Source organism: Halobacterium sp. DL1 (assembly GCA_000230955.3).
Classification (GTDB): Archaea; Halobacteriota; Halobacteria; order Halobacteriales; family Halobacteriaceae; genus Halobacterium.
Genome location: CP007060.1, coordinates 1279965 through 1305496, shown reverse-complemented (window position 1 = coordinate 1305496; position 25532 = coordinate 1279965). Strand labels below are relative to the sequence as shown.

Genomic DNA, 25532 nt, shown 5'->3' with positions numbered 1-25532 from the left:
GCCGCTCGCCGGGTGCGTGGCACCGTTTGTTCGCCACGCTGCCGGGGCGGCTTGGGACTGCGGTAGTGTCGTGGCACCGTCGGGTGCCGCCAGCGTTTCGTGTAGTTCCAATCCGAACAATGGCACGAATGCACACGCGCCGTCGCGGGTCCTCCGGTTCGGACCGCCCGACGGCAGACGAACCACCGGAGTGGAGCGACGTAGACGAAGACGCAGTCGAGGACCGCGTCGTGGAGCTGGCCGAGCAGGGGCACGACCCCTCCCAGATCGGCCTGAAGCTTCGCGACGAGGGCGTGCAGGGCACGCCGGTTCCGGACGTGAAACTGGCGACAGGGAAGAAGGTCACCGAGATTCTCGAGGAGAACGACGCAGACGCCGAGATTCCCGAGGACCTCCGGAACCTCCTGGAGAAGGCCGTCCGCCTCTACGAGCACGTCGAGGAGAACGGACAGGACCACCAGAACAAGCGCGCACTGCAGAACACGCAGTCGAAGATCCGCCGCCTCGTAAACTACTACCGGGGCGACGAACTCGACCAGGACTTCAAGTACTCCCACGAGAACGCGAAGGAACTGCTCGAGTAGATGGCGACGACGGGACGCAGTACAGCGACGACGGAGCCCGACGCCGTCTCGGCGCTCGCCGACGCGGAGTTCGTCCGCGTGACGGCCGCGCCGACCGGCGGGAGCCTCGCGGCCGCCGCGATGCTGGCGGGGGCCTGCGACGAGCGCGACGCACCGTACCAGGTGCGCGTGGCTCGAACGGCTCCGGCTCCGGACGTCGCCGACGCGACCCACGTCACTGTCGGGGTCGAGACGCCGGCCGCTGACGCATCGTTCGCGGCTGACGCCGCCAACGAAGCCTACGACGCGGCCCGGGAACTCGGTGCGTCACCGAGTCCACTGCTGGCGTTCGCGGGCGCGCTCGCCGACGGTGGTGAGCCGTCCAGCAACGTTCGCGAAGCCGCCGACCTCGGTCGGCGACCGGGCGTCGGCGTCCCGACCGCGGACCTCGCGGCGGGCCTGGCGCACACGACGTTGCTACACGCGTCGTTCTCGGGGGACGAGCAGGCGGCGGGCGCGACCCTCGCCGAACTCGGCCTGCCGGCGGACCTCGACGACGACGCGCGGCGCAGACTCGCCTCCGTGGTCGCGCTCGACGCGACAGACGGGGGAGAGGCCCGCGCGGCAGAACGCGTGAGTGACGCGCTCCGCCCGCACGAGACGCCGGACGGCCCCTTCGAGACGGTCGAAGGGTACGCCGACGTGCTCGGTGCGCTGGCGTGGGACGCCCCCGGCCTCGGGGTCGCTCTCGCGCTCGGGAGCGTCGACGGCACGCCCGCGCTCGACGCGTGGCGCTCGCACGCCGTGGACGCGCACGCAGCAGTCCGCGCCGCCGACCCCGCCCGACACAAGGGCGTGGTCGTGGCGAACGCCGACACGGCCAATCCGACCGTCGCCCGTCTCGTCAGAGACTACCGGTCGGCCGAACCCGCGGCGCTCGTCGTCGGTGACGGCACCGCTGCGCTCGCGACGACCGACGAAGACGCGCGCGACGTGCTGCCGAACGGCGTCGGTTCGCCGTCCGTCGCCATCGCGCGCGTCGAGGACGAAGCGTCCCTCGTAGAGACCGTCCGGGGTGAACTATGACGCGCACGGCGACCGTCCGCACCGACGTTGCGGACCCCGAGATCGTCGCGCGCTCGGTTCGCCCGGACAACACCACCGAGATGGAGACGCGCGTAGAGCGCGACGAAGCCAGTTCGTCGGGCGAGAGCGGCACCGTCGTCACGCGCATCGAGCGCGACGACACCGCCGGCCTCGCGTCGACCCTCGACGACTACGTCGTCAACGTCACGGTGGCGACCGAAGTTGCAGAGCACGCCGAACGACACACAACACACCAATCATGAGCGAACGTTCCGTATCCAAGCAGAACCAGGAGAAGCGGTGGTACACCGTGCTCGCGCCAGAGGAGTTCGACCGGCAGGAGCTCGGCGAGACCCCCGCAGAGGAGCCAGAACAGGTCTACGACCGAACCATCGAGACGACGATGAGCGAACTCGCCGACGGCGGCGAGAACAACGTCAAACTCACCTTCCAGGTGAGCGACGTCGGCAGCGACACCGCGTCGACGCAGTTCGTCAAGCACGAACTCACGCGGGACTACAAGCGCAGTCTCGTGCGCCGCGGCTCGTCGAAGATCGAGGCGACCATCACGGTCCTCACGACCGACGACTACCGCGTGAAGGTCCAGCCGGTCGCCTACACGACCAAGCAGGCCGACCAGAGCCAGCAGAAGGCCATCCGCCGCACGATGATCGACCTCGTGGAGGAAGCTGGCGAGGAGCGCACCTTCGAGGCGCTCATCGACTCCGTCATCGAGGGTCGTCTCTCATCGGCAATCTACGGCGAGGCCAACACCATCTACCCACTCCGCCGGGTCGAGGTCCAGAAGGCCACGCTGGAAGCCCACCCCGAAGAAGTGTACGAGGAGGAGGAGACCGCGGTCGACGTCGACGAAGACGAAGTCGAGGCCTGACCGGTCTTCGACCGACGCGTACTACTCGCTGACGACGACTTTTCCGATCATCCCCGCAGCCTCGTGGGGGATACAGACGTAGTAGTAGTCGCCAGGCAACTCGAAGGAGTGTTCGTACGTCTGGCCGGGACGGACGATTCCGCCGCCGTCGACGCTCTTCGCCCACGCCTCGCGAGCGGCCGTCTCGTTCTCGAAGCCGCCGGAGGCGAAGTAGTCCGCGCTCTCGGGAACGCCGTCGTCGTAGGCGGTCACCGTGTGGTTGCGGGAGCCGCTGTTCGCCCAGACGACCGTCTCACCGACCGAGGCCGCGAACGTCGGCGGGTCCTCGCCCTCGACGCGGGGTTCGGGGACGAACGCGTTGGACTGCATCCCGATGTCGTAGTCCGTCGAGCCGAGAGAGGGGCCGATACAGCCGGCGAGAGCAGTCGTCGCGAGGCCCGTGCCGGCGGCGAGGAACGCCCGGCGTTGCATAGTCGACAGTCGGCACGTGACCCATATAGGCGCCGCGGTCCGCGTCGACTGCGCGGGCGGCGGCCACGGACGGGGCGGACCACGGATGTAAACACGTAAGCACGCCTGTCGTCATGAGCGAACCATGCACCCCCGGTTCGTCGGCCGGTTGGGCGTCGCGGACGCCGTCACGTCGGCGAACGCGGCGCTCGGCTTCGTGGCGGTCGTCGCGGCGACCGTCGACGTAGAACTCGCGGCGCGACTGGTGCTGCTCGCGGCCATCGCGGACGGCCTCGACGGCCTTCTCGCGCGGCGGTACGGCTCGACGCCTGCCGGGGAACATCTCGACTCGCTCGCCGACGTGGCGTCGTTCGGCGTCGCGCCCGCGTTCCTCGTAGTGGCCCACGTGGGCGACAACTGGGGATTCGGAGAACCCCGGGCGCTGCTCGCGGTCGGCGTCTGTGCGCTGTTCGTCGCCGCTGGCGTGGTCCGGCTCGGTCTGTACACAGCCTTCGACACCGGGAACGCCCACACCGAGGGCGTACCGACCACCCTGGCCGCAACGTTGCTCGCGGCGGGCGTCCTCGCCGGCGTCTCGGACCCGCTGGTCGTCGTCGCCGCCACGGGCGTCCTCGCCGTCCTGATGGTAACGACGATACAGTACCCGGACCTCTACCCCCGCGACGCGCTGTCGATGGGGTTCGTCCAGGCGGCCGCACTCCTCGCGCCGCTTGCGTTCTCACGGGCGTTGCCCCGCGTGCTGCTGGCGTGGGCGGTGGCCTACCTCCTCCTCGCACCGCGGTTCTACTGGCGGCCCGAAGGGAAACGCTCATAGGCGCGCTGGCGGAACCCGTTAGTATGAGCGACGGGGACGAGGAACCCGACGAGACGGCCGAGACGCCGGAGGAGACGGCCGACGAGGAGGCCACGGAACTCAGCGTCGAGACGCTGGATGTCCGCCTCGACGAGGCCGAGACCGAACTCGACGCGGCCGAGACCGAGGCCGAACTCGACGACGTCGAGGCGCAACTCGACGACGTGGAGAGCGACATCGAGGCCGCTGACCTCCCGGAACCGGACGACGAGGACGAGGAGGAAGACCCCCAGGAGTCCCTCGAAACGAGGGTCTCGGCACTCCGGGACGACCTCGAAGCACAGCGGGGGCCGTACGCCGAAGACGCCGTCGCCGACGTCGAGGAGTCCCAGTCCACGATGCGCGACACGCGCTGGACCGAGCAGGGCGAGCAGGACCTGCAGGCCACCGTGAACGCGTTCCTCGACGATGCGGCAGACGTGCTCGGCGAGACGTTCACCGGCGGCGACACCGCCGACCCGGACGTGCTCGCGGACGACCTCGACCAGGTCGTCACCGCCATCGAGGCCGCCGCGCTCCACCCGGACACCGACGAGGAGACCATCACGGAACTGGTCGAGGCAACCGACGGACTCGTCGAGGGCGTCGAGGACGCCCAGGAGTGGGACGACCTCTCCGTCCGGCAGAAGCTCCAGTTCGAGGGCTACTACGACGTCATCAACCAGAAGCACAAGGACTTCCCCCCGGAACTGAGCGCCCTCAAGGAGTGGAAGAAGCGCGGCAACGTCGAGATGATCCTGCTCGCCCTCGACCACCTGGGCGACACCGACTTCATGGAGGAGTACTGCATGGACGCGCTCCTCCACATCGGCAGCGAGGACGCCCTCGAAAAGGCCGGTGAACTCGCCGCGCGACGCGACCTGCGTGCCATCGAGGTCATCGGCAAGATCGGCAGCGGGGACGGCGTCGAACACGTCATCGACTACGTGGACTCGGACAGCAACCGGAAGCTCCAGACGACCGCGATCAAGGCGCTCGGCGAGATCGGCAGCGAGGAGGCGACCCAGGACGTCGCCGACCAGCTCGTCGCCGACGACGAGGGCGTCCGTAGTCAGGCCGCCCGCTCGCTCGGCCTCATCGGCGACACGCGCGCCATCGACCCGCTCACGGACGTGCTCGCAGACGACGACTCAGACACGGTCCGCACGTCGGCCGCCTGGGCGCTCGTTCAGGTCGGCACCGAGGACGCCCTCAAGGCCGCCGCCGAGTACACCGACGACCGCTCGTACATCGTCCAGCAGGAGGCCCAGAAGGCCGACGACGCCATCGACGCCGGCGCGGCGCCCACCGCGTAACTCCCGTACCGTCGACCCCGTCCTCGATTTTCGCGACGCGAACGTTCAAGTGCGAAGCCGGGACCACCCAGCCCCGTGCTCGTCCGCCTCGCAGTCGCCGTCCTGCTCGCCTCGGCCACCATCACGGCCGTCGCTCCCAACCCCGCCACGAGCGGCGACGCCGGCGAGTTCGTCGCAGTGCGCATTCCCGAGGAGACGAACACTACCGACTGGGCCCTCGACGACGGCGAGACGACGGCTCCACTGCCGAATCGAACGCTCTCAGGAACTGTCGCACTCTCCACCGACCCCGCAACTGCGAGGAACCGCACCGACCTCCCAGTCGTCGGGCTGAACGGGTCGCTCTCGCTGTCGAACGGCGGCGAGCGCGTCGCACTCAGAGCGGGGAATCAGACTGTCGATGCGGTGACCTATCCCGCCGCACCCGAGGCCGAACGGTGGTCAGCGGGCGAGTGGACGCCGCTGGGGGCGACCGACTTCCCACCGTTCGCGAGCCAGAACGTCGCGGTCACTGGGTTCGTGCTGCCGGACGCGCCCGGACCACCGCTGTCTGTCGTCGAGAGTGCGGACGAACGGCTCTTCCTGGCCGGCTACACGCTCACGTCCGAACGCGTGACCGCCGCACTCGTCGACGCAGCCCAGCGGGGCGTCCAAGTCCGCGTGCTCGTCGAGGGCGGGCCGGTCGGCGGGATGCCCGCAGCGCAGGCACCGCGCCTCGACACACTCGCCGGAGCAGGCGTCGACGTCCGCGTCCTCGACGGCGAACGCGCACGCTACAGCTTCCACCACCCGAAGTACGCGGTCGCCGACGACCGCGCGGTCGTCCTCTCGGAGAACTGGAAGCCCGCCGGGACCGGGGGCCACGGCAGTCGCGGGTGGGGTGTGGCGCTCCGGGACAGCCGCCTGTCGAATCACCTCGCCAGCGTGTTCCGCGCTGACGCCGGCTGGGCGGACGCGAAGCCCTGGCACGAGGTACGTCCGAACGTCACGCTCGTCGAGGGCGACCCGGCGACGGCGTCCTACCCGACCCGCTTCGACGAGATACGGACGCGGGCCGACAGTGTCCGCGTCCTCGTCGCTCCGGACAACGCCCGCCGGGGCGTTCGAGACCTGATTGGTTCGGCCGAAGAGTCGCTGCTCGTCGAGCAGGTGAGCGTCGACCCCGATAGCGAGTTCCTCGACTGGACGATTGCCGCCGCACGAAGAGGCGTCCGTGTCCGAGTGCTGCTCTCCGGCGCCTGGTACAACCGCGAGGAGAACCGCAACGTCACCCGGAAGCTCGAACGGCTCGCCGACAGCGAGAACCTCGATCTCAGCGCCCGGCTCGTCGAACCACGCTCGCGCTTCGAGAAGATCCACGCCAAGGGAGCCATCGTCGACGGCGAACGCGTGCTCGTGGGGAGCCTGAACTGGAACCAGCACGCCGTCACGGAGAACCGCGAGGTGAACGTCGTCGTCCGCGACGAGCGCGTCGCCCGACGATACGAGCGGGCGTTCCGTGCCGACTGGCGCGGCGGCGCCTGGCGACTCCCGGTTGGGGTCGGGGCTGTCGTCGCTGCGGCGACGCTGGTCGCCGGTTGCTTCGCCCGGAGAATCAGCTTCGAGGGAACGAGCGGGTAGTTACCGCGTCGGGGCGCTGCGGAGTTCCTCGTCGAGTTCCGCTTCCGCCATCTTCTCGATGAGGGCGTCGAGGACTTCCTCGCGCATTCCGGGGACGAACCTGATGGAGCCGACGACGAGGTGCCCGCCGCCGGAGACGCCGGCGCCCGGGAGTTCGTCGTTCAGTTCCTCGACCATCACCGGGATGTCGAGGCGCACGCCGTCCGAGCGCAGGACTGCAAAGTCAGGCCCGTAGCCGATGGTGATGACGGGTTCGCCGGTCTCCTCGACCTTCCGGTCGTGGATTTCGCCCGTCGTCTTCCCCGGCGCGGGGTAGGTGAACCGGTGGGCGTAGTTCTCGACGTCGATGCGGTAGAGGTTCGCGCCGTTGGCGACGCGCTCGTGTTCGACGTGGGGCATCGCCGCGTCGAGTTGCTCCTCGACGTCTTCGTCGGCACGCTCGGCGAGAAACGGCACCAGTTCGCGGTGGCGTTCCTCGTCGCCATTCACGTTCAGCACGTCGTTGATGAGGTCCGTGCCGGGGTCGTAGCGGAGCATGTACGCCTCGTAGTCGAGCGCCTCGCTGATCTGCTGGAGGAACGACTCGTCGTAACCCGCCTCCCGGGCGAGGTCGAGGTAGTCCGTCATCGCCTGGGCCTTCGAGCGGTCGGAGAGCCCGGCGACCGCGGGGACGTGTTCGAGTTCGTCGGTGAGACCCGGGTAGAGCATTCGGGCGAGTTCGACGCAGAGCATCCCCGTCGTGATGCGGTAGTCCTCGCCGTGGAGGTAGGGGTTGACGTGCTCGTCGACGAGCGGGTCGACGGCCTCGGGGTCGGGGTGGTGGTGGTCGACGACGACGATGGGAATGTCGTAGTGGTCGAGGGTCTTGTACGCGGGCGTGTCCTCGGCCGTGCTGCCGTTGTCCAGCATCAGGAGCAGCGGGAGCTTCTGGCCGTGGCGCGCGCGGTCCTCGAGCGCGAAGTTGAGGTCGCGGGTCGCGTCCTCCATCTCGTAGTACGGCGCCTTCGACGGGAGGCGCTTGAGGAGGTGGCGGGGCGCGTCGTCGTCCTGGTGAGCGTCATCGATGAACTTCGTGAGCGCGTACTGGACCGGGACGCTGGCGCACATCCCGTCGCCGTCGGCGTGGTGGCGCATCCGGATCGGGCGACCCTCCAGGACGGCGCGGCGGAGCGTGCGTGCGACATCGCGGAGGCCCGGAATCATCTGTTCGAGCGCCGGCCAGTCGACCAGCGGGTCGACGTCGATGGGTTCGGCCTGGTCGGCGAGTGCAGCGTCGAGGCGGCGCGCGACGTCCGTGGCCTCCTCGTCTGCGAGCACGTCTAGTTCGTCGACCTCTATCTGGTAGGTTCCCTCGCGCTCCTCGGCGGCACCCGTCACGTGGACGATGTCACCGACCTCGACGTCGGGGTGGGCGCGGACGCCGGCCTCCTCGAAGGCCGTGCAGGGGACCGCGCTCGTGTCGTCGCGCACCCGGAAGATGGTCGGGCCGCCGGTCTGCTTGATCTGGACGACCTCGCCCTCGATGTGGACGGTGTCGCCGACGCGTTCGCCGACGGTGGCTGCGGCGCTGCGCTCGTAGCTGTGCTCGCGTTCGACGGTGTCGTACTCGTCGAGGTCGGCGAGTTCGAAGCTCAGGTCGCCGTTGTCGCGCACCTCGGCGAGGTGGACGACGATCTCGTCGCCGACCTCGAAGGACTCGCCGCCATCGAACGTGGACTCGTGGACGAGGCCAGAGACGTGTTCGGAGATGTCCACGAAGATGCCGTAGTCGACGACGCCGTTGACGGTCGCGTGGTAGTATTCACCAGTTGAGACCTCCTGCGTGGTACAAGAAGAGTGGAGACGGACGACGACCGGGCGGTCGGCCCCGTCGTCCGGAGTAACGTCGTTCATCTTGGCAGCAGGTTCGGCGTCTGCGTTTTTAACTCTTTACAGGTGCGCACGGGCGGCGTTCCGGAAGCCTCAACAGTCGCGGGCACCCACCGTCGCACAATGTTGTTCGGTGGGCGACCGTCCGTGCTCGGCATCGCCGAGGACACCGTGGAGTTCGCGATGGAGGCCGCCGAGGACTCCCACCCCAACGAGTATCTCGGGCTGCTGCGCGCGACGCCAGCCCGCGACCTCGACGTCGCGGACGAGGGATACGTCGTCACCGACGTGATGATGGTTCCCGGGACGAAGACGAACCCCGTGAGTGCGACGTTCAACTCGAGTCAAGTTCCCAACGACATGCGCACCGTCGGGAGCGTGCACTCCCACCCCAACGGCGTGCTCGCGCCCTCCGACGCCGACCGCGCGATGTTCGGCAAGGGCGAGGTCCACGTCATCCTCGGCGCGCCCTACGACCGCAACTGCTGGCGCGCGTTCGACCACGAGGGCGAACCCCGCAGCCTCGACGTCCTCGACGTCGACCTCCCCGAACCCGAATCGTTTTTCGACTTCACCCAGGAAGACATCGACGAGGAACTCGAATGAGACGAGTCGTCGCGCAGGGAACGTTCGACCTCATCCACCCCGGCCACGTCCACTACTTGCAGGACGCCGCCGGGATGGGCGACGAACTCCACGTCATCGTCGCGCGCCGGGAGAACGTCACCCACAAGGACCCGCCCATCCTCCCGAACCGCCAGCGCCGCGACGTCGTCGCCGCCCTCGACCCAGTCGACCACGCCCGCGTCGGCCACCCCTCGGACATCTTCGCGCCCATCGAGGAGATAGAGCCGTCGGTCATCGCGCTCGGCTACGACCAACACCACGACGCCGACGCCATCAAGGCCGAACTCGCCGAACGCGGGGTGGACTGCGAAGTGAAACGCGCCTCCCCCCGCGAACAGAAGTACGAGGAGGAGCTGCTCTCCACGGGCACCATCGTCGACCGGATTCTCGAACAACGCGGCTAGTAGTTTCTGCTTGTGCCGTTCGAGGCGCTGAACCGAGCAGCGCCGCCAAAACTTCGAAAGCCCCGTCCGGCTCCGCTCGCGCGGCTCGCTGCGCTCCTCGGCCTGCGGCCTGCGGTGCTTATGTCGCCGGGCTTCCCGTAGCCGGCCGCCCCTTTCAGTCTCCCCACGCCAGTTCGTCAGGCAGCACGGTCCATCGGTTGGCCAGCTGGCAGTGGGTGGGACTGAAAGGGGCCGCTCGCTCGACGATGGCAGGCGACGCAAGCACCGCAGCGAACGGAGTGAGCGAGGAGCACAGCGAGACTCCCGAGTCGAGCGAGCGGGGGCTTTCGGGGTAGTGTTGACTCCAGAACTCGCCCCAGGAGAAGAGAGGCCGGGTCCGAGGACTACAGACCCAGTTCGCGACCGAGAACGAGGTGCTGAATCTCGCTGGTGCCTTCGCCGATCTCCATCAGTTTCGCGTCGCGGAAGAACCGCTGGGGCGCGAAGTCCGTGGTGTAGCCGTAGCCGCCGAGGGTCTGAACGGCGTCCTCGGCGACCTCCCGGGCAGCCTCGCTGGCGTCGAGTTTCGCGAGCGCGGACTCCTGGGTGACCGACTGGCCGTTGTCGTAGCGGGTTGCGGCCTTGTGGGTGAGGAGGCGGGCGCGCTCGGTCTTCCGGTGCATGTCGACGAGCTTGTTCCGGATGGCGTCGAACTTCGAGATGGGCTGGCCGAACTGCTCGCGTTCGACGGCGTACTCCTTCGCGGCAGTGAACGCGCCCTGGGCGAGGCCCGTGGAGAGCGCGGCGATGGAGATGCGGCCGCCGTCGAGGGTCTTCTTCGTCTGGTCCCAGCCCTCGCCCTCCTCGCCGAGCAGGCGGTCCTCGGGGAGGCGGCAGTCAGAAAGCTGAATCTCGCAGGTCGGGGAGGCGTTCAGTCCCATCTTGTCCCACTCGGTCGTGACCTCGAAGCCGTCGTCGTTGCGGGGGTCGACGATGAACGTCGAGATGCCGTCGTAGCCCGCGCCGGGTTCCGTGACGGCCTTCACGAGCACGCTGCCCGCGACGGACGCGTTGGTGATGAACTGCTTGGTGCCGTTGAGGACGTACTCGTGGCCGTCCTTCTCCGCGGTGGTGTCCATGTCGCTGGCGTCGCTCCCGCTACTGGGTTCGGTGAGCGCCCACGAGCCCAGATACTCGCCCTCCGCGAGCGGGCGGAGCCACCGCTCTTTCTGCTCGTCGGTGCCGAACAGCTCGATGGGCTTGGAGGCCAGCGAGATGTGTGCTGCGTACGAGAGGCCGATAGAACCTGAGACGCGACCGAGTTCCTCGGTGACCAGCGCGTACATCAGCTGGTCGCCGCCGAGGCCGCCGTACTCCTCGTCGACGGGGACGCCCATCATGTCGAGGGCGGCGAGTTCGTCGAACACCTCCTCGGGGAAGCGGTGTTCCTCCTCGATCTCCCACGCGATCGGCTCGATCTCCTCCTGGCAGAACTCCCGGACGGTGTCCCGGATCATCCGGTGTTCGTCGGGAAGGTCGAAGTTCATGTCTCAAAATTTGCCACCGACCGCATAAACACACCGGAACTGGGAGTCGAAACCGGGCGTCCGAAGAATCAGACTGCCGCCGGACATTTATCTGACCGGCGCGTTTCTCCACTGTGAGCATTCGCCGGTTCGTCCGAGGTACCGTCCCGTGGGACTCCCTGGAGGCCGTCGCCAGGGAGATGGCCGACCGCTACGACGAGGAGACGGTCCGGGTGTCGTTCCTCGACGCTGACAACTGGCTCTCCACGCCGTGCGTGATGAACGACCGGTGGTTCGTGAAAGTCGTCTCCGGGCAGAACGCGCTCGTCCACGCGCTGTTCACGGGCGCGCGGAACCTTGGCGCGTTCTCCAGCGGCCGGGAGGGGTTCTTCGAACCGTTCGACGGCCCCGTGGAGATGGCCGAACACGAACTCCTGGCGACCCAGAAGGTCCGCGACCTCGGGTTGAACGCCCCCAGACCACTCGAGGCGTTCGAGGTCGACGGCCTTGGCGTCCTTGTCATGGAGTACATCCCCGAGTTCACGCCGCTCGATCAGTTACCGCCAGAGGACGTCGAGCGGTACGCTGCCGACCTCTTCGCTGCACTCGCGCTGATGCACAACAACGACGTCGCCCACGGCGACCTGCGCGGCGAGAACGTCCTCGTCTCCGACGGCGAACTCTACTTCATCGACGCGACGAACGTCGCCGAGGACGGCATCACGAATGCCCGGGCGTACGACCTCGCCTCCGCGCTCGCGTCGCTGGAACCGATACTCGGCGCCCGAACGGTCGTTACCGTGGCGCTCGAGAACTACAACGTCGAGGATGCCGAGGACGTCGACAGTGCCGCCGACGCGCTGCTGCGGGCCCAGGACTTCCTCTCCTTCGTCCAGATCCGCCCCGACCACGCCTTCGACTCGGAGGCGCTGACCGGCGAGATCGAGAAGGCAGCATCCGCAGAGGAAGACGCGACTCGCTGAGACGGCTCGAGCCTGCGAGAACCAGTACCCGCGGCGTGGACACCGCCCATAGAAGGTGTATCTTTTTCACTGTGCCACCCCCACCTTCATTCGATGACGTACCAACACTACATCGACGGCGAGTGGGTCGACGGTCACGGAGACGAGACCTTCGTGAGCACCAACCCAGCCAACGGCGAGACGCTCGGCGAGTTCCGGCGCGGGACTCCCGCGGACGTCGAGGAGGCAGCGGCGACGGCAGACGCCGTCGAGGAAGAGTGGGGGTCGCTCTCCCGCATCAACCGCGCCGAGTATCTCTGGGACATCTACCAGGAGCTCAAAGACCGACACCAGGAACTCGGCGAAGTAGTGACCAAGGAGTGTGGCAAGGAGATCAGCGAGGGGAAAGCAGACGTCGCCGAGGCGTGGCACATGGTCGAGTGGGCCGCGGGCGACGCCCGCCACCCGTCTGGCGACGTGGTACCCTCGGAGATTCCGGACAAGGACGCCTACATGCGGCGCAAGCCCCGCGGCGTCGTCGGCTGCATCACGCCGTGGAACTTCCCGGTCGCCATCCCGTTCTGGCACATGGCCGTCGCGCTCGTCGAGGGCAACACGGTCGTCTGGAAGCCCGCCGAGCAGACGCCGTGGTGCGGGCAGATCATCGCCGAGATGTTCGAGGACGCGGGCATCCCGGACGGCGTGTTCAACATGGTGCAGGGCTTCGGCGACGCCGGCGCGGCCATCGTCGACGACGACCGCGTGGACACCGTGCTGTTCACGGGCTCCGCGGAGGTCGGTCAGGAGGTCGCACAGAAGGTCGCCGAGCAGCCCGGCAAGCTCGCGGCCTGCGAGATGGGCGGGAAGAACGGCATCGTCGTGACGGAGAACGCGGACCTCGACATCGCCGTCCACTCCGCCGTGATGAGTTCGTTCAAGACGACCGGCCAGCGCTGCGTCTCCAGCGAGCGCCTCATCGTCCACGAGGACGTCTACGACGAGTTCAAGGAGCGCTACGTCGAGATCGCGGAGAAGGTCGCGGTCGGCGACCCGCTCGACGACGGGACGTTCATGGGGCCCGCCATCGAGCCCGAGCACGTCGAGAAGATCCGGAAGTACAACGACCTCGCCCGCGAGGAGGCAAAGAACGTGCTCGTCGACCGGACGGAGTTCGACGACAGTGAGATTCCCGACGGCCACGAGGAGGGCAACTGGGTCGGTCCGTTCGTCTACGAGGTCGACTACTCCCCGGACCTGCGCTCCATCAAGGAGGAGGTCTTCGGGCCGCACGTCGCGCTCATCGAGTACTCCGGCGACATCGAGCGCGCCGTCGAGATCCACAACGACACCCCCTACGGCCTCGCCGGCGCGGTCATCAGCGAGGACTACCGCCAGATCAACCACTTCCGTGACAACGCGGAGATCGGGCTCGCGTACGGCAACCTCCCGTGCATCGGCGCGGAGGTCCAGCTGCCGTTCGGCGGCGTGAAGAAGTCCGGCAACGGCTACCCGAGCGCCCGCGAGGTCATCGAGGCCGTCACCGAGCGCACCGCGTGGACGCTCAACAACTCCAAGGACATCGAGATGGCCCAGGGCCTCTCGGCGGACATCAAGTTCCAGGACGACTGACCGCGTAATCCCGGCCACCCGGCGGCCCCGGGTCGACCAACCGAACAGATGCCCTATTACTTCGGAATCGACGTCGGCGCGACGAACGTCCGGTGTCTCGTCACCACGGAGCACCTGGAGAGCGTCGCGGAAGTCTCCCGACCGACGGCGCAGGGACCGACTGTCGACGCGTTCACCGCCGGTATCGACGCGGCCATCGAGGCGACGCTCGCGGAGAGCGGCGTCGCTCCCGGAGAGATTGCTGGCGTCGGCATCGCGGCCTTCGGCCCACTCGACGCCGACAGCGGTATCATCGCGGAGACGCCGAACCTCGACGCCGACCTGGCGGACGTCCCGCTTCGCGAGACGGTCGCCGCTCACTTCGCAGACGAGACGCCAGTGGTCCTGCTGAACGACGCCGTCGCCGGCGCCGTCGCCGAACACCGGGACGGTGACGACGCGAACGTGGTCTACCTCACGCTGTCGAGCGGTATCGGTGCCGGCGTGGTCGTCGACGATACCGTGCTCCACGGCCGGGACGGCAACGCGGCGGAGGTCGGACACTTCGTGCTCGACCCCGACAGCGACCGGCGGTGTGGCTGTGGCAAGACGGGGCACTGGGAGGGGTTCGCGAGCGGCGAGAATATCCCGGCGTACGCGCTCGAACTCCGGGAGGAGGAGGTCATCGAGACGGCGCTACCGACGACGCGCGAGGCGCTCACTGCCTCAGCCATCTTCGACGCAGCAGGGGACGACCCGCTGGCGACGGCCGTCGTCGACCGGGTCGGCCGCTGGAACGCGCTGGGCGTCGCGAACCTCGTTCACGCGTTCGCGCCTGACCGGGTCGCGGTCGGTGGCGGCGTCGCGCTCAACAACCCCGAGGCGGTGCTCGACCCGATTCGGGAGTGCGTCGGCGACTACCTGATGGTCGACGCCCCCGAAATCCACCTGACCGAGTTCGGCGACGACGTCGTCGTCACCGGCGCTGTTCTGGCGGCCATCCGCGAAGCGTCGCAGGCCGACTGAATCAGCGTTCACGCTGCCAAGCGAGCGGTGCACTCGCCCGATGCCACCGTCTCGAGGAATCTGGTGGCCCTGCCGGACATCGACTCACTCTTGTGGACCGATGGACACCGGGGAGGTGTGCAGACTGGTGTGACCGTCGCCGTTGCGGCAGCCCTCGTCTTCGGTGTCTACCTGTTCGTCGCGAAGCGCTACTTCGAGCGCTACTCCGCGCCGGCGTTCGTCCTGTTCGCGAACATCGCGGGCCTGACAATCTATGCTCCCGTCGCCTGGGCGACACTCCCACCGGCCCCGCTCGCGGAGTTCGACGCGGCGGCCCTCGCGCTCCTCGTCGGGTCGTCGGTCGCCACGGGGTTCGCGCTGCTCGCGTTCTTCCGGGCGCTCAAACTCGGCGACGTCTCCTACGTCGCGCCCATCAGCAAGGTGGTGCCCGTCTTCGTCCTCCCGCTGGAGATACTGCTGCTGGACGAGCACCTCACGGCGTTGCAGGTTGGCGGCGTCGTCCTCATCACCGTCGCCATCTACGTGGCCAACTACGAACCGGGGGCGTTCCTCGACCCGTTCCGGCGCGCCGTCACGACGCCAGCGGCCAGGCTCGCTGTCGCGAGCGCGGCCATCTTCGGGTTCGTGGACGTGAGCAAGCGACTGCTGATGCAGGAACTCGCGGTGCCGCCGCAGGTGTTCGTTCCGGTGCTGCTGACGACGGTCGCCGCCACGATGGCGCCTTTCGCGCTCCGGGCCTGGCCAGAGGCTGGTCCACGCGGCGACCTACCGAAGTGGCTCGGCGTGGGCGTGCTCGTCGCCAGCGCACAGCACCTGACGGCGGTCTCCTTCCAGACGCTCTCGGCGAGCATCGCGTCCCCGCTCGTGAACTCCCAGGCCGTCGTGGCGGTCGTGCTCGGGGGCCTGCTGCTGGACGAACCGCGGTTCGGGACGCGGCTGGTCGCGGCGGCGCTCGTCGTCGCTGGCGTCACGCTCGTCTCGCTGCCGTGACCGGCCGGTGAGAACGAGGTCGGAGAGCGACGCGGAGTAAATTCGGGGATAGCGTCGCTGTGGGCACGAGCGTCGGAACGAGAGGTGGACGGAGTGTGGCCGCGGGTCCCGGAACGCGGCCACCGTTGGCGGACGTGGACGCGAGCGCGGAGTTTTCTTCTTGCCGGGTGCGACGAGAAAAGCGTCGTCAACCGGCGTCAGTCGGTAAGTCGCGACCGTACTTAAATTCACGTATCCCGGCTCCACTTCCCGCCTCGTCAGCAGCGGCGGTCCCGGAGCGCCGGAAACTCCTCGCGGACGGACGCGGGGCGCTCGGGGTCGACCTCCGCGTAGACGATGTCGGGGTCGTCGTCCGTGCTCGCGAGCGTCGTCCCCCAGGGGTCGTACACCGTCGAGCGGCCGACCAGGCCGGCGTCTTCGAACTCGCCGCTCCCGTTGACCGCCGCGACGTACGCCAGGTTTTCGACGGCGCGCGCCTTCGGGAGCACCTGCCAGTGCTCGACGCGGGGGTAGGGCCACGCCGACGGCACCAGCACGAGGTCGACGCCCTGGTCGACGAGTTCGCGGTAGAGCTCCGGGAACCGGAGGTCGTAGCAGGTCGTCACGCCGACGGTGAACCCGAGGAGCTCCGCCGTCTGGAGCTCCTGGCCTGGCGTGAGCAGTTCCGCCTCGGCGGACCCGTAGCCGAACAGGTGGTGTTTCCGGTAGACGAGGCGGCGCTCCCCGTCGGCGTCGAACAGCACGCTGGTGTTCGCCAGTCCCTCGTCGTCGGGCCCGCCCGGCGAGGCTGCGAGGTCCTCCACGATGGTGCCCGCGAGGACGGCGATGTCGGCCTCGACGGCGGCGTCACGGAGGGTCGTCAGCGTCTCGCCGTCGAGCGCCTCGGACTCGCGCCCGTAGCTGTCGAACGCGAAGAAGCCGACGTTGAACAGCTCCGGCAGACAGACGATGTCGGCGCCCTCGCCGGCCGCCTCGTAGACGGCGTCGACCGCGCGCTCGACGTTCGCGTCGACGGCCGCAGATTCGACACCGATCTGGGCGAGAGCGAGTCGCATCTCAGGCCTCCGCCTCCAGGGCGTCCCGGAGCTCATCGAGTTCGTCGTCGAGGTTGCGCTTGAAGAACGGTTCGACCCCCGGTACCTTCCCGTCCACGACGAACCGGGTGACGAGCCGCGAACCGCCCTCACGGTCCTCGATCTCGTGTTCGCCGGTCACGTTGAAGATGCGTGACTTGCCGACGAAACGGACGTAGCTCGGGGCCCTGGTCTCGACGTCGCGGGTCTCGACGGGAATCGTGCTCCGGACGACGGGAATCGGGAGCCTGACGTGCCACGTCGTCGTATCTCCCTCCCGTTCGTAGCTGTCGACGACGCTGATGACGCTAGCGCGTTTCTCCGGGTCCGAGATGAACGCCCACACGTCCTCGGGAGTCGCCGACAAATCGAACGTCCGTTCGACCCGAACTGTCATACCGGCAGTTCGACCGCCGACCGCAAAAAGCCGCCGATTACGGGGGTTCTGCCGCTCAGGCCGGTTCGACGCGCCACGTCGTCGACCGGGACCGACTCCACTTCTCGATGTCGACGTCCTCGGACTTCTCGTCGAGTTCCGACAGCCGCACACCGACCTGTTTCGAGGAGAGACCGAGGTGGTCCGCGATGTTCTTCGAGCGGAAGTAGCGTTCACCCTTCTCGACGCTGTCCCGGAGGTAATCGAGGATGCGGCGTTCCTCGTCGGAGTAGTCGTCGCTCATTGTGGAAATGGTTAGCGCTGATTGGGTTTAACGGTTTCCGCTCCGGCTACCCCCAGGCGTGGATGGCGGCGACGCAGAGCGAGGCGAGCGCCACCGCGGCACCGAAGCCGAGAGCCGATTCGAACTGTCCGGGCGCGACGAACGTGTAGACGGCCGCAGCGGCGGCCAGCAGGCCGAACACGAGGCCGATACCCACGCCCATGTCTGTCTCCTGAGCGGACCCAGTCGTCATGGGCGGTGATTGCCCCGGGCGTCCCTTAACTCGTTCTACTCGCGGCAGCCGTCAGCCAACAAGCTTTCACCGTCACGGTGCACCGGACTGAGCATGGACGCGCGAGCGTTGCTGTTCGGCAGCAAGATACGGATAGCCGTGACCGTGTTGTTCGGCCTCAGCCTGACCCTCGGTGGGGCGTTCCTCGCGGGTGTCGTCGGGGTGCCGAGCGTCGAGGGCATCGACAACCGCTTCGGGGCGGTCAACGAGACGGACACCGCCATCGAGACCGACCTCGTGGTGAACAACCCGAACCCCGTCGGCGTACGGCTCGGGAACATGAACGTGAACTACACGGTGACGATGAACGACGTCGCGATGGCCCAGGGGACCAAGCGGGGCGTCGGCATCGGCACCGGCAACTCGACGCTGAACCTGACGACGTACCTCCAGAACGAGCGCATCCCGGACTGGTGGGTGAGCCACATCCGGAACGGCGAGCACACGGACCTCGACGTCACTGCGACGGTGACGTCGGGGACCCTCGGTCGGTCCGCGACGTTCCAGCCGGCCAGCAAGTCCATCGACACGGACCTCGTCGGCGGGTTCAACTCAAGCGAGGACCGGCCGGTGAACGCGAACATGGCGCTGGTCGAGGACCCGGTGCTGGTCATCCGCCAGACGAACGCCTCCTGGGGGACCGTTACCGAGGGCGAGACGCCCATCCAGATCCAGTTCGGCGTCTACAACCCGAAGGCGTCGCCCGTCGCCATCTCGAACGTCGGCTACGACATCACGATGAACGACGTGCAGATGGGGTCCGGCGAGACACAGGAGACCGAAACCATCCCCGGGAAGACCTACCGCGTCGTGGAGACGCGGACGGTCATCGACAACGAGCAACTCGACGAGTGGTGGGTGAGCCACATCGAGAACAACCAGACGACGGAGCTCCGCATCGACTTCTACGCGGAGATCAAGCCGCCGGGCACCGACCAGACGTTCCGCGCGGAACTCGACGACCTCACCCACACCCAGACCATCGAGACGGACTTCTTCGGGACGAAAGGAGCGTCGGGTAACGCGACCGACGACTCGAACGACTCGGACGGCGAGACGACCACAACCACGACCAGCGACGACCAAACGACGACTACGACAACAACAACGACGAGTGAGGAGACGACGACTACGACCGCCGAGGAGAACACCACCACGACTGAGGACGACGGCATCCTGGCTCTGGACCCGGTCGTCGGCTCGCTGCGCGCCGTGCCAGCGCCCACCACGCAGTAGACATCTTTTTAGGGTCGGAGTCGCTTCGCTCGAACATGCACCGGAGTAGCCAGGCTCCTGGTCGAGTTCTCGGATAGTGAACAGTCCATCGCCGCCGAGCCAGACGGCGGCGACATCCGCGTCACCGTGGACGGCGAGGAACTCGCGCTCTCCCGCGAGCACGCCGCCGAACTGCGCGACGCCGTCGGTGACGCACTGACCCGCCGCGAGGAGTTCTTCCGCACCGCCTGCGAGCACCGCGAGGACGGCACGTACGTCGTCGAGCGCCGCGGAGCGGACTCCACGGGCAACTCCACGGTCTTCGACAGTTTCGCGGAGGCCCGGCGACTGTTCGAACGACTACCACCCACCTTCGACGCCGACGCGCTGTCGAGCGCGGGCGTCACGGGGTCCCGGCGACATATGCTCGTGCGGCACTTCGCCGAGCACTCGTCGTTCCCGTGCACGCTGGCGTCGAGGAACCCCCTGGAGGCCGAGAAGACGGGGTGACGTCGAGGCCCGCCAACACTTTTCCGGCTCCCCCCGTGGAATTTGAACGTGCCCTCCACGATAACCGGTCGCCCGCTCGACGAGCACGGCGACCCCACAAACGGCCTGGGCCTGGAACTGGACCCCGACGGCCCCGCTGCCGAACTGTTCCACGACTCCCCGCACGCACTCGCGTCCGGCCCGGGGTCCAGGACGTGGGCCGTCCTGCTAGACGACTGGGACGACCCGCGTCCCGAGATGGTCGTCTGGCTGGCGCCCGACGCCGCCGAACTCCCGCCCCACGTTCACCGCACGCGAGACGAGACCTTCGAGGCGGTAGCGGGCGAGTTGACCGTCGTCGTCGAGGGCGACAGCAAGCGACTCGAACCGGGCGACGCCTACACAGTAGAGCCGGGCGAGGAACACTACTTCAGGAACCAGACGGACGAGTTCGTCGCGTTCCGGGTGGAACCCCCGTGGGCGAAGACGGCGGCGACCCAGTACACTGTGTTCGGGCTCGACCACGAGGGCGCGTTCGGTAGCGACAGCGAGTACGGAGAACCCGGTCTCCTGCAAGCCCTCGTCCTGAGTGAATCACTCCGCGAGGAGACCCGCATCAGTATCGCCCCATTCGCGGTCCAGCGCGCCCTGTGGGCGACAGTGGGCCGCGTCGCGAAACGCGTCGGCTACCGGGGCATCGAGGAACGGTTCCTCGACGACCAGTTCTGGGAGCAGCGGGTCGAACAGCCCCAGCGCTGAGCCGTCCGGCAGTCAGTTGATGGTCGTGTGGCTGGACTGCTCGTTCAGCCCCAGGTTCGCCGCGATTTCGGCGTTCCGCATCGAGTACTGCGCGGACTGCTGGAGGCTCACCAGCACCTCCCGCACCTCGAGGAGGTCCTCGTTGTCCATCTCCGGGAGGTCCGCGAGGATGTCGCCCTCGCGGTCGCCGATCTCGGCGAACAGCTTCCGCACTTCGACGGTCGCGTCGTAGTCGCGGGTGACGACGGCGTCGACGGCCTCGGCGGTGATCTCGTCGACCTGGTCGGTGAACTCGCGGATGCGCCGCATCGTCTGCTGGTCGACGTCGAGGGTGTTGCCCTCGGTGTCGAGGACCGTCTCCGCGATGTCCTCGGCGTTGTCCGCGACGAGTTCGAGGTTCTTCGCCACCGAGCGGTAGCCGATGAGCGGGAAGCCGTCGTCGAGGCCGACCGCGCGCGCGAGATTCGGGTTGTGGTAGGCGGTGAAGATGAGCCGGAGCAGGAGGACGAATATCTTGTTCGCCTGCCGCTCGCGGTTGAGCGCGCGCTGGGCGAGGTCGGGGCTGCCGTGGGCGAGGGCCTTCACGGCCTCGCCGCGCATCGTCGAGCCGGTGTTCTCGAGGCGCTCGAGGAGGTTGTCGAGGTCGAAGTCCTCCGGGTCGACCGAACACCGGATGGTGATGCGGTCGGGCGTCTCCTCGACGACGCCGAGGCCCATCAGCTGGGTCTCGGCCTTGTAGACGGCGTTGATGTGTTCGGATTCGAGTGCGTCCTCGCTCTCGACGTGGATGACGCGGCGGCCGAGCACGTACTGCCCGACGATGGCACGCTCGACGGCGTCCGCGTCGAAGTTCTCCGCGTGGATGGTGGCCTCCGTCTCCTCCCCCTGGGCGGACTCGGGCGTGACGGTGAGCGACCCCTTCCCGCTCTCGCGGACGGTCACCTCGTCGCCCTTCTCGACGTTCTGCTTGCGCGCCCACTCCGCGGGCAACGTCATCGCGAGCGTCGACGGCCCCAGTCGCTGAACTTTTCTGGTCTCCATACCCGGACCGACGACTGGAACAACCTTAGTCTTACCTCCTGAACCTTATATTGCCCTTAAGGTAGGGGGTTGCTGTCCGTGGCTTCGCCGGGACCCTTATTCGTGCGGAGTTCCTTGGATGCTACGTATGGGTTTTGGTAGCTACGACGAGTCCGAGCAGGGGAGCCAGGATACGGACATTGACGAAGACGCCACAGTTACCCGCGAGAACGACCACGACGGCGACGTGAACTTCGATTCGGGGGCCGACAGCGACGAACTCATCGACCGCCTCCAGTCGATGAAAGACGAAGACGACGACTAAACGACCTTCACCATCCGCTCTTCGAAGCGACCAGTCCTGACTTTCGACCAGCCACGCAGCGACTCGTCCACCTCGTCGTCGCCGGTGTCGACCCGGAGCACTCCCGTCTCGTCGAGTTTGCGGGGCGACGCGACGACGCGCACCTCGCTCCGCCGGATGACCGCGGGCGAAATCTGGTGGTTGCCGCGGCCGAAGACGAACCCCTGGCCGCCGATGGGTGAGACGAATATCACGTTCTCTTCGCCGAGCGCGTCCAGGATCTCGCGTTCGCTGCCGTCCCTGACGACGAGTTTGCCGTCGCGGTAGACGTCCACGCCGAGGGGTGAGCCGTCGACACCGAGTTCGTCGGCGATGGTGCCGACGGTGCCACCGGGCCCGAGGACGTACGTTACGCCCGGTTCGACGTCCGCCGCGGCGCCTTCCGCGAGCGCGGCCGTGCTCCCGGCGTGGACCTGCTTGGCGGACTGGAGGTCGTCGGCGACCGGCACGTCGACGACGCCAGTGAGTTGCGTGCGCACCTCGCCGCCCCGGTAGGCGTCCTCGTCGATGTCACTGACCTCCCGGCGCTCCGTCGAGTCGAACGTCGCCGCGACCCGTCCAGCAGCCTCCGGGGTCACCGCGAACACCGACGAGTACACCTTCACGCCCGCCGGCACGCCGAGCACGGGGACGTCCTCGGCGTCGAGTTCCGCAAGCGCCTCGGCGACGTCAGTCGCGGTGCCGTCGCCACCGACGAACAGCAGCAGGTCGACACCACGGTCGACGAACTCCCGGACGGCCGCACGCGTGTCCGCGGCCGTCGTCTCCTCGCCGTTGGGCTGGCCGACGACCACGGGGTCGAACCCAGCGTCGCGGGCCGCGTCCTCGCCCATCTCGCCGCCGTAGGCGAGCAGTTCCGTGCCGGGCGCGCGGTCGTGGAGCGCGGAGAGCGCTTCCCGCGCGCGGTCCGGGGCCCGGGGCTCAGCACCGCGTTCGCGAGCCTCTGCGACTTTCCCATCGGTCCCCTTCAGGCCGACGCGACCGCCCATCCCCGCGATGGGGTTCACGACGACGCCCACGGTTCGCATACCCGACGTTGGGGGCGCCCGCCCGAAAAGCCGCGCGGTTGTCTCGGAGCCCGCGACGCCAGAACAGGGGCACGAACCAGAAGTGGCGGAGCACGCGGCGCGAGCGAAACGTTAAGGGCGGGCCCACGGGAATCCACGGGTATGGACACGCTGCTGAGTGCTGCGGAGGACGCGGTGTTACCGATGAACGAGGTCGGCTGGGCGATCACCATCGTCGGCCTGCTGCTCGCGGTCGCCTGGACGGCCTACATCTACCGCTGAACGCGCTCCTCGAACCACGCCGCCGCCTCACGGGCGACGTCGGGATCCTCGTGCTGTATCTTCACGCGCACATCGTCGCCCGGGTAGCTCCCGACGGTGACGTCGTAGCGGTCGCGTAGCTCCTGGACGGCCGACAGCAGCGAACTCTCCGGCGCATCGACGGTGACGAACTCGACGTGCGTTCCCGGCCCGCTGAACTCGTCTGCGATGGAGTCGAACATCGCCTGCATCTCCACGGGGACGCCCGGGAGGACGTAGACGTTCTCGACGACGGCCCCCGGCGCGACGCCTTCCGTGTTCTCCAGCAGTCGCGCGCCTGCCGGCAGGTGCGTCGTTCCCTCGGTGAGGTCCGCGAACTCGTACCTGCCGTGGGCCTCGAAGTACTCGACAGCGTCCGGGTGTTCGGCGAGTTCGCGGCCGAACGCGTCCGCCACGCCGTCCATCGTAACGTCGTCGTGGGTCGGGCCGATTCCACCGGTGGCGAGCACGGCGTCGTACGCCGCAGAGAGTCGCGCCACCTCCGCACTGATCGCGTCGGTTTCGTCGGGGACGACGACAACGCGCTCGACCCGCGTCCCGCGCTCCGTCAGTCGCGTCGCGAGCCACGTCGCGTTCGTGTTCTCCGTGTCGCCCGCGAGGAGTTCGTCGCCGACGGTGATCAGCGCCACCTGCATGGGTCCGCGTACGCACCCCCCGCGGAAAAAGCCGACTCTACTCGTCTAGGTCGAGGCCGCTCTGCTCGCGCTCGTCCTCGAGGCGGCGGATGCGGATGCGGTAGTAGACGACGCCCGCGACGGCGACAGCGGCCAGCACGCCGACGATGCCGCCGAACAGCAGGAGGTCCTGCTGGAGGTAGTACTTCGCGTCGACGGTGCCGCCGGACAGCGACTCCCAGCGGACGTGGACGCGGCCGTCATCGATGGTCTTCTGGTAGCCCGGCGGCTCGACCACGCCGAAGACCGGGAAGGACACCCGCATCCCGCGCGGCAGAACGAGTTCGTGGGAGCCCTCCGCGATGACCGGCACGTTCACCGAGCGGCCGCCGGCGTTGCCCGTGTACGCGAACGTCCCGTTCTCCGCGGGGAACTCGACGACGGTCCGGGAGTTCCGGGTGGAGACGTCGATGGCGTCGGCGCCGACCACGGTACCGTTCGCGTACTGGAACTTGACAGCGGAGACGTACACCGGGTTGCGGCCCCCGAAGCCGCTCTGCTGGGAGAGTCGGACGCTACTCTCGTTGATGTCCGCGACGACGCGGTACTGTCCGCCGTCGGTGGTGATGGTGACGTCGGCGTCCCGGTCCCAGTCGTAGGCCACCTCCTTCGAGAGGTCCTCGTCACTGGGCGCCGGTGGGCCGCCGAGGCAACCCGCGCTGACGACGAGGACGACGAGTCCGACGGCCGCCAGCAGTCGCCTCATGGAACGACGCAGAGCAGTTCCGAGCGAAGGTGTTCGCCGACCGCGGCGAGCAGCCCCGGCGGGTCCGTTCCCTCCCGACAGACGACGCTCTGTTCGAGCAGACCGAGTCGTTCGACGGTAACGATGTCGCGGGCGTGGCCGGCGCGGTTGACCGTCGCGCGCACCTCGCCGCGGGTCGCGCTGTTGACGTTCAGCCGGCCGGTTCCCCGGGTCCACTCGAAGAGGCGGTCGTGTTCTTCCTCCGCGAGCGACGACGGGTCGCCGTACGTGAACCGGAGCGGGACGTGCTGAACCAGACCGAAGCGTTCGCGGATCTGTGCGGGCGCCCCCGGACCGAGGCCAATCTCCTCCGTGGGGATATGGATATCCTGTCCGGCGTCGAGGACGAAGCCGTCCTCGCTCCACGATTCGAGCGTGCCGACGTACGTCTCGCCGGCCTCGAACTCGTCGGTGATCTCGCCCCACGTCTCGACGAGGACGTTGCGGGCGGCCACCTCGTCGGGGCCGTCGAGTGTCACCGTCGGGAAGTCGTCGTGGCGCACACCGATGTCGACGTCCACGTCGAGGTCGCCGACGTCGTTCTGGACCAGCGAACGGAGGCCGTCGAGCGCCCGCTCCCGGGCGTCGCCCTCCACGTACAGCTTCGTTGCCAGGACGACCATCAGGCCTTCACGCCGAGTTCCGAGCGGAGGTTCTCGATGCGTTCGTCCATCGCGTCCACGAGGTGCGTGTTCTCCATCGCCTCGACCGGCGACCCGCACTCGGGGCACTCGAAGCCGAGGTCCATCGCCTCGCCGAACTCGAAGCGGATGGAACAGACCTCACAGAGGTAGAACTCGTTCTGTAGTTCGTACTCGCGGCGCTCTGCGAGCGCGCCCAGGAGGCGGTCCATCTCCTCGCGGAGGTTCTCCGGGATGTTCTCGTACTCGAACGTCCAGAGGTACGTGAGCCAGCCCGAGTCCTCGTCCCGGACCCGGCGGTAGGTCGCCAGGTCGTACTCGTAGAGGATGAACAGCGCGCGCCGCACGTCGTTCAGTTCCAGGCCGAGCCGCTCGGCCAACTCCTCGTCGGTCACTTCGCCGTCCGGCGGCGCCGCGGCCACCGGCATCCCCTTCGGGCCGACCAGCTCGTGGAGGTACTTCTGCACCACGGGCTCGTCCAGCAGGTCCTCAAAAGCCATTG

At 68.1% G+C, this 25532-nt stretch carries 31 protein-coding genes; 18 read left to right on the top strand and 13 right to left on the bottom strand.

Going from position 1 to position 25532, the window contains the following annotated elements; all coding sequences use genetic code 11:
- Nucleotides 1–119 precede the first annotated feature (119 nt).
- Genes HALDL1_08350 through HALDL1_08335 form a run of 4 tightly spaced genes read left to right on the top strand, consistent with a single transcriptional unit; the run spans nt 120 to nt 2541 of the window.
- Complete coding sequence (locus HALDL1_08350; protein AHG03608.1) at nt 120–584, top strand: 30S ribosomal protein S15; 465 nt, start codon at nt 120–122, stop codon at nt 582–584.
- Nucleotides 585–1649 carry a hypothetical protein gene (locus HALDL1_08345; GenBank protein AHG03607.1) on the top strand — a complete coding sequence of 355 codons (1065 nt, stop codon included), beginning with the start codon at nt 585–587 and terminating at the stop codon, nt 1647–1649.
- Entirely contained in the window at nt 1646–1912 is a 267-nt protein-coding gene (locus HALDL1_08340) for a rps operon protein (GenBank protein ID AHG03606.1), read from the top strand. The genes HALDL1_08345 and HALDL1_08340 overlap by 4 nt, the downstream gene beginning before the upstream one ends.
- Nucleotides 1909–2541, top strand: coding sequence for a 30S ribosomal protein S3 (locus HALDL1_08335; GenBank protein AHG03605.1), 633 nt, complete (start codon nt 1909–1911; stop codon nt 2539–2541). The genes HALDL1_08340 and HALDL1_08335 overlap by 4 nt, the downstream gene beginning before the upstream one ends.
- Nucleotides 2542–2562: 21 nt before the next feature.
- Here the strand turns inward: HALDL1_08335 and HALDL1_08330 are convergent, their stop codons facing one another.
- The gene (locus HALDL1_08330) at nt 2563–3012 is read right to left on the bottom strand and encodes a halocyanin (protein AHG03604.1); all 450 of its coding nucleotides are present in this window, start codon (nt 3010–3012) and stop codon (nt 2563–2565) included.
- A gap of 124 nt (nt 3013–3136) precedes the next feature.
- On the opposite strand from HALDL1_08330, the gene HALDL1_08325 reads away from it, so the two are divergent.
- The 3 genes from HALDL1_08325 (at nt 3137) to HALDL1_08315 (ending at nt 6780) form a co-directional block, all read left to right on the top strand.
- Nucleotides 3137–3826, top strand: coding sequence for a CDP-diacylglycerol--serine O-phosphatidyltransferase (locus HALDL1_08325; protein AHG03603.1), 690 nt, complete (start codon nt 3137–3139; stop codon nt 3824–3826).
- A 23-nt stretch (nt 3827–3849) separates the two neighbouring features.
- Nucleotides 3850–5160 carry a phycocyanobilin lyase gene (locus HALDL1_08320; GenBank protein ID AHG03602.1) on the top strand — a complete coding sequence of 437 codons (1311 nt, stop codon included), beginning with the start codon at nt 3850–3852 and terminating at the stop codon, nt 5158–5160.
- 75 nt (nt 5161–5235) lie between these two features.
- On the top strand, nt 5236–6780 hold the full coding sequence (locus tag HALDL1_08315; GenBank protein ID AHG03601.1) for a phospholipase: 1545 nt from the start codon (nt 5236–5238) through the stop codon (nt 6778–6780).
- Here HALDL1_08315 and HALDL1_08310 read toward each other — a convergent pair whose 3' ends face one another.
- Nucleotides 6781–8673: a RecJ domain-containing protein gene (locus HALDL1_08310; GenBank protein AHG03600.1), complete on the bottom strand. Its 1893-nt coding sequence runs from the start codon at nt 8671–8673 to the stop codon at nt 6781–6783.
- A 99-nt stretch (nt 8674–8772) separates the two neighbouring features.
- Between HALDL1_08310 and HALDL1_08305 the strand changes: the two genes are divergently transcribed.
- A complete protein-coding gene (locus tag HALDL1_08305) occupies nt 8773–9255 on the top strand; it encodes a proteasome Rpn11 subunit JAMM motif protein (protein AHG03599.1) in 483 nt (160 codons plus the stop codon).
- Nucleotides 9252–9680: an FAD synthase gene (locus HALDL1_08300; GenBank protein ID AHG03598.1), complete on the top strand. Its 429-nt coding sequence runs from the start codon at nt 9252–9254 to the stop codon at nt 9678–9680. Before HALDL1_08305 ends, HALDL1_08300 begins: the two co-directional genes overlap by 4 nt.
- A gap of 383 nt (nt 9681–10063) precedes the next feature.
- Here the strand turns inward: HALDL1_08300 and HALDL1_08295 are convergent, their stop codons facing one another.
- On the bottom strand, nt 10064–11206 hold the full coding sequence (locus HALDL1_08295; GenBank protein ID AHG03597.1) for an acyl-CoA dehydrogenase: 1143 nt from the start codon (nt 11204–11206) through the stop codon (nt 10064–10066).
- Nucleotides 11207–11319: 113 nt separating this feature from the next.
- Between HALDL1_08295 and HALDL1_08290 the strand changes: the two genes are divergently transcribed.
- The 4 genes from HALDL1_08290 to HALDL1_08275 all read left to right on the top strand — a co-directional run bounded on the left by HALDL1_08290 (nt 11320) and on the right by HALDL1_08275 (nt 15771).
- Nucleotides 11320–12168, top strand: coding sequence for an aminoglycoside phosphotransferase (locus tag HALDL1_08290; GenBank protein AHG03596.1), 849 nt, complete (start codon nt 11320–11322; stop codon nt 12166–12168).
- A 93-nt stretch (nt 12169–12261) separates the two neighbouring features.
- Complete coding sequence (locus HALDL1_08285) at nt 12262–13776, top strand: hypothetical protein (protein ID AHG03595.1); 1515 nt, start codon at nt 12262–12264, stop codon at nt 13774–13776.
- Nucleotides 13777–13824: 48 nt separating this feature from the next.
- Nucleotides 13825–14781: a glucokinase gene (locus HALDL1_08280; protein AHG03594.1), complete on the top strand. Its 957-nt coding sequence runs from the start codon at nt 13825–13827 to the stop codon at nt 14779–14781.
- 117 nt (nt 14782–14898) lie between these two features.
- The gene (locus tag HALDL1_08275) at nt 14899–15771 is read left to right on the top strand and encodes a hypothetical protein (GenBank protein AHG03593.1); all 873 of its coding nucleotides are present in this window, start codon (nt 14899–14901) and stop codon (nt 15769–15771) included.
- 257 nt (nt 15772–16028) lie between these two features.
- Here HALDL1_08275 and HALDL1_08270 read toward each other — a convergent pair whose 3' ends face one another.
- Genes HALDL1_08270 through HALDL1_08255 form a run of 4 tightly spaced genes read right to left on the bottom strand, consistent with a single transcriptional unit; the run spans nt 16029 to nt 17756 of the window.
- Nucleotides 16029–16826: an apolipoprotein N- acyltransferase gene (locus tag HALDL1_08270; GenBank protein AHG03592.1), complete on the bottom strand. Its 798-nt coding sequence runs from the start codon at nt 16824–16826 to the stop codon at nt 16029–16031.
- Nucleotide 16827: 1 nt separating this feature from the next.
- A complete protein-coding gene (locus tag HALDL1_08265) occupies nt 16828–17241 on the bottom strand; it encodes a polyketide cyclase (protein AHG03591.1) in 414 nt (137 codons plus the stop codon).
- Between the two features lie 55 nt (nt 17242–17296).
- Nucleotides 17297–17524 (bottom strand): hypothetical protein, encoded by a 228-nt coding sequence (locus HALDL1_08260; protein AHG03590.1) that lies wholly within the window; start codon nt 17522–17524, stop codon nt 17297–17299.
- Between the two features lie 46 nt (nt 17525–17570).
- Nucleotides 17571–17756 (bottom strand): hypothetical protein, encoded by a 186-nt coding sequence (locus tag HALDL1_08255; protein ID AHG03589.1) that lies wholly within the window; start codon nt 17754–17756, stop codon nt 17571–17573.
- A gap of 93 nt (nt 17757–17849) precedes the next feature.
- On the opposite strand from HALDL1_08255, the gene HALDL1_08250 reads away from it, so the two are divergent.
- The 3 genes from HALDL1_08250 to HALDL1_08240 all read left to right on the top strand — a co-directional run bounded on the left by HALDL1_08250 (nt 17850) and on the right by HALDL1_08240 (nt 20258).
- Complete coding sequence (locus HALDL1_08250) at nt 17850–19031, top strand: membrane protein (GenBank protein ID AHG03588.1); 1182 nt, start codon at nt 17850–17852, stop codon at nt 19029–19031.
- A gap of 126 nt (nt 19032–19157) precedes the next feature.
- Nucleotides 19158–19520: a hypothetical protein gene (locus HALDL1_08245; GenBank protein AHG03587.1), complete on the top strand. Its 363-nt coding sequence runs from the start codon at nt 19158–19160 to the stop codon at nt 19518–19520.
- A gap of 48 nt (nt 19521–19568) precedes the next feature.
- A complete protein-coding gene (locus HALDL1_08240; GenBank protein AHG05247.1) occupies nt 19569–20258 on the top strand; it encodes a hypothetical protein in 690 nt (229 codons plus the stop codon).
- A 12-nt stretch (nt 20259–20270) separates the two neighbouring features.
- Here the strand turns inward: HALDL1_08240 and HALDL1_08235 are convergent, their stop codons facing one another.
- Nucleotides 20271–21299: a histidine kinase gene (locus HALDL1_08235; GenBank protein AHG03586.1), complete on the bottom strand. Its 1029-nt coding sequence runs from the start codon at nt 21297–21299 to the stop codon at nt 20271–20273.
- A gap of 127 nt (nt 21300–21426) precedes the next feature.
- On the opposite strand from HALDL1_08235, the gene HALDL1_08230 reads away from it, so the two are divergent.
- Entirely contained in the window at nt 21427–21603 is a 177-nt protein-coding gene (locus HALDL1_08230; GenBank protein AHG03585.1) for a death domain-associated protein, read from the top strand.
- Here HALDL1_08230 and HALDL1_08225 read toward each other — a convergent pair.
- Complete coding sequence (locus HALDL1_08225) at nt 21600–22670, bottom strand: N-acetylglucosamine-1-phosphate uridyltransferase (GenBank protein ID AHG03584.1); 1071 nt, start codon at nt 22668–22670, stop codon at nt 21600–21602. The genes HALDL1_08230 and HALDL1_08225 overlap by 4 nt on opposite strands.
- A gap of 141 nt (nt 22671–22811) precedes the next feature.
- On the opposite strand from HALDL1_08225, the gene HALDL1_08220 reads away from it, so the two are divergent.
- On the top strand, nt 22812–22931 hold the full coding sequence (locus HALDL1_08220) for a hypothetical protein (protein ID AHG03583.1): 120 nt from the start codon (nt 22812–22814) through the stop codon (nt 22929–22931).
- Here the strand turns inward: HALDL1_08220 and HALDL1_08215 are convergent.
- The 4 genes from HALDL1_08215 to HALDL1_08200 are packed head-to-tail and all read right to left on the bottom strand — an operon-like array spanning nt 22922 to nt 25530.
- A complete protein-coding gene (locus HALDL1_08215) occupies nt 22922–23605 on the bottom strand; it encodes a competence damage-inducible protein A (protein AHG03582.1) in 684 nt (227 codons plus the stop codon). The two genes, HALDL1_08220 and HALDL1_08215, sit on opposite strands and share 10 nt — an antisense overlap.
- A 37-nt stretch (nt 23606–23642) precedes the next feature.
- Nucleotides 23643–24350, bottom strand: a complete 708-nt coding sequence (locus HALDL1_08210) for a hypothetical protein (protein ID AHG03581.1) — start codon at nt 24348–24350, stop codon at nt 23643–23645.
- Nucleotides 24347–25012: a hypothetical protein gene (locus HALDL1_08205; protein AHG03580.1), complete on the bottom strand. Its 666-nt coding sequence runs from the start codon at nt 25010–25012 to the stop codon at nt 24347–24349. The genes HALDL1_08210 and HALDL1_08205 overlap by 4 nt, the downstream gene beginning before the upstream one ends.
- A complete protein-coding gene (locus HALDL1_08200) occupies nt 25012–25530 on the bottom strand; it encodes a transcription factor (GenBank protein ID AHG03579.1) in 519 nt (172 codons plus the stop codon). Before HALDL1_08200 ends, HALDL1_08205 begins: the two co-directional genes overlap by 1 nt.
- Nucleotides 25531–25532 lie beyond the last annotated feature (2 nt).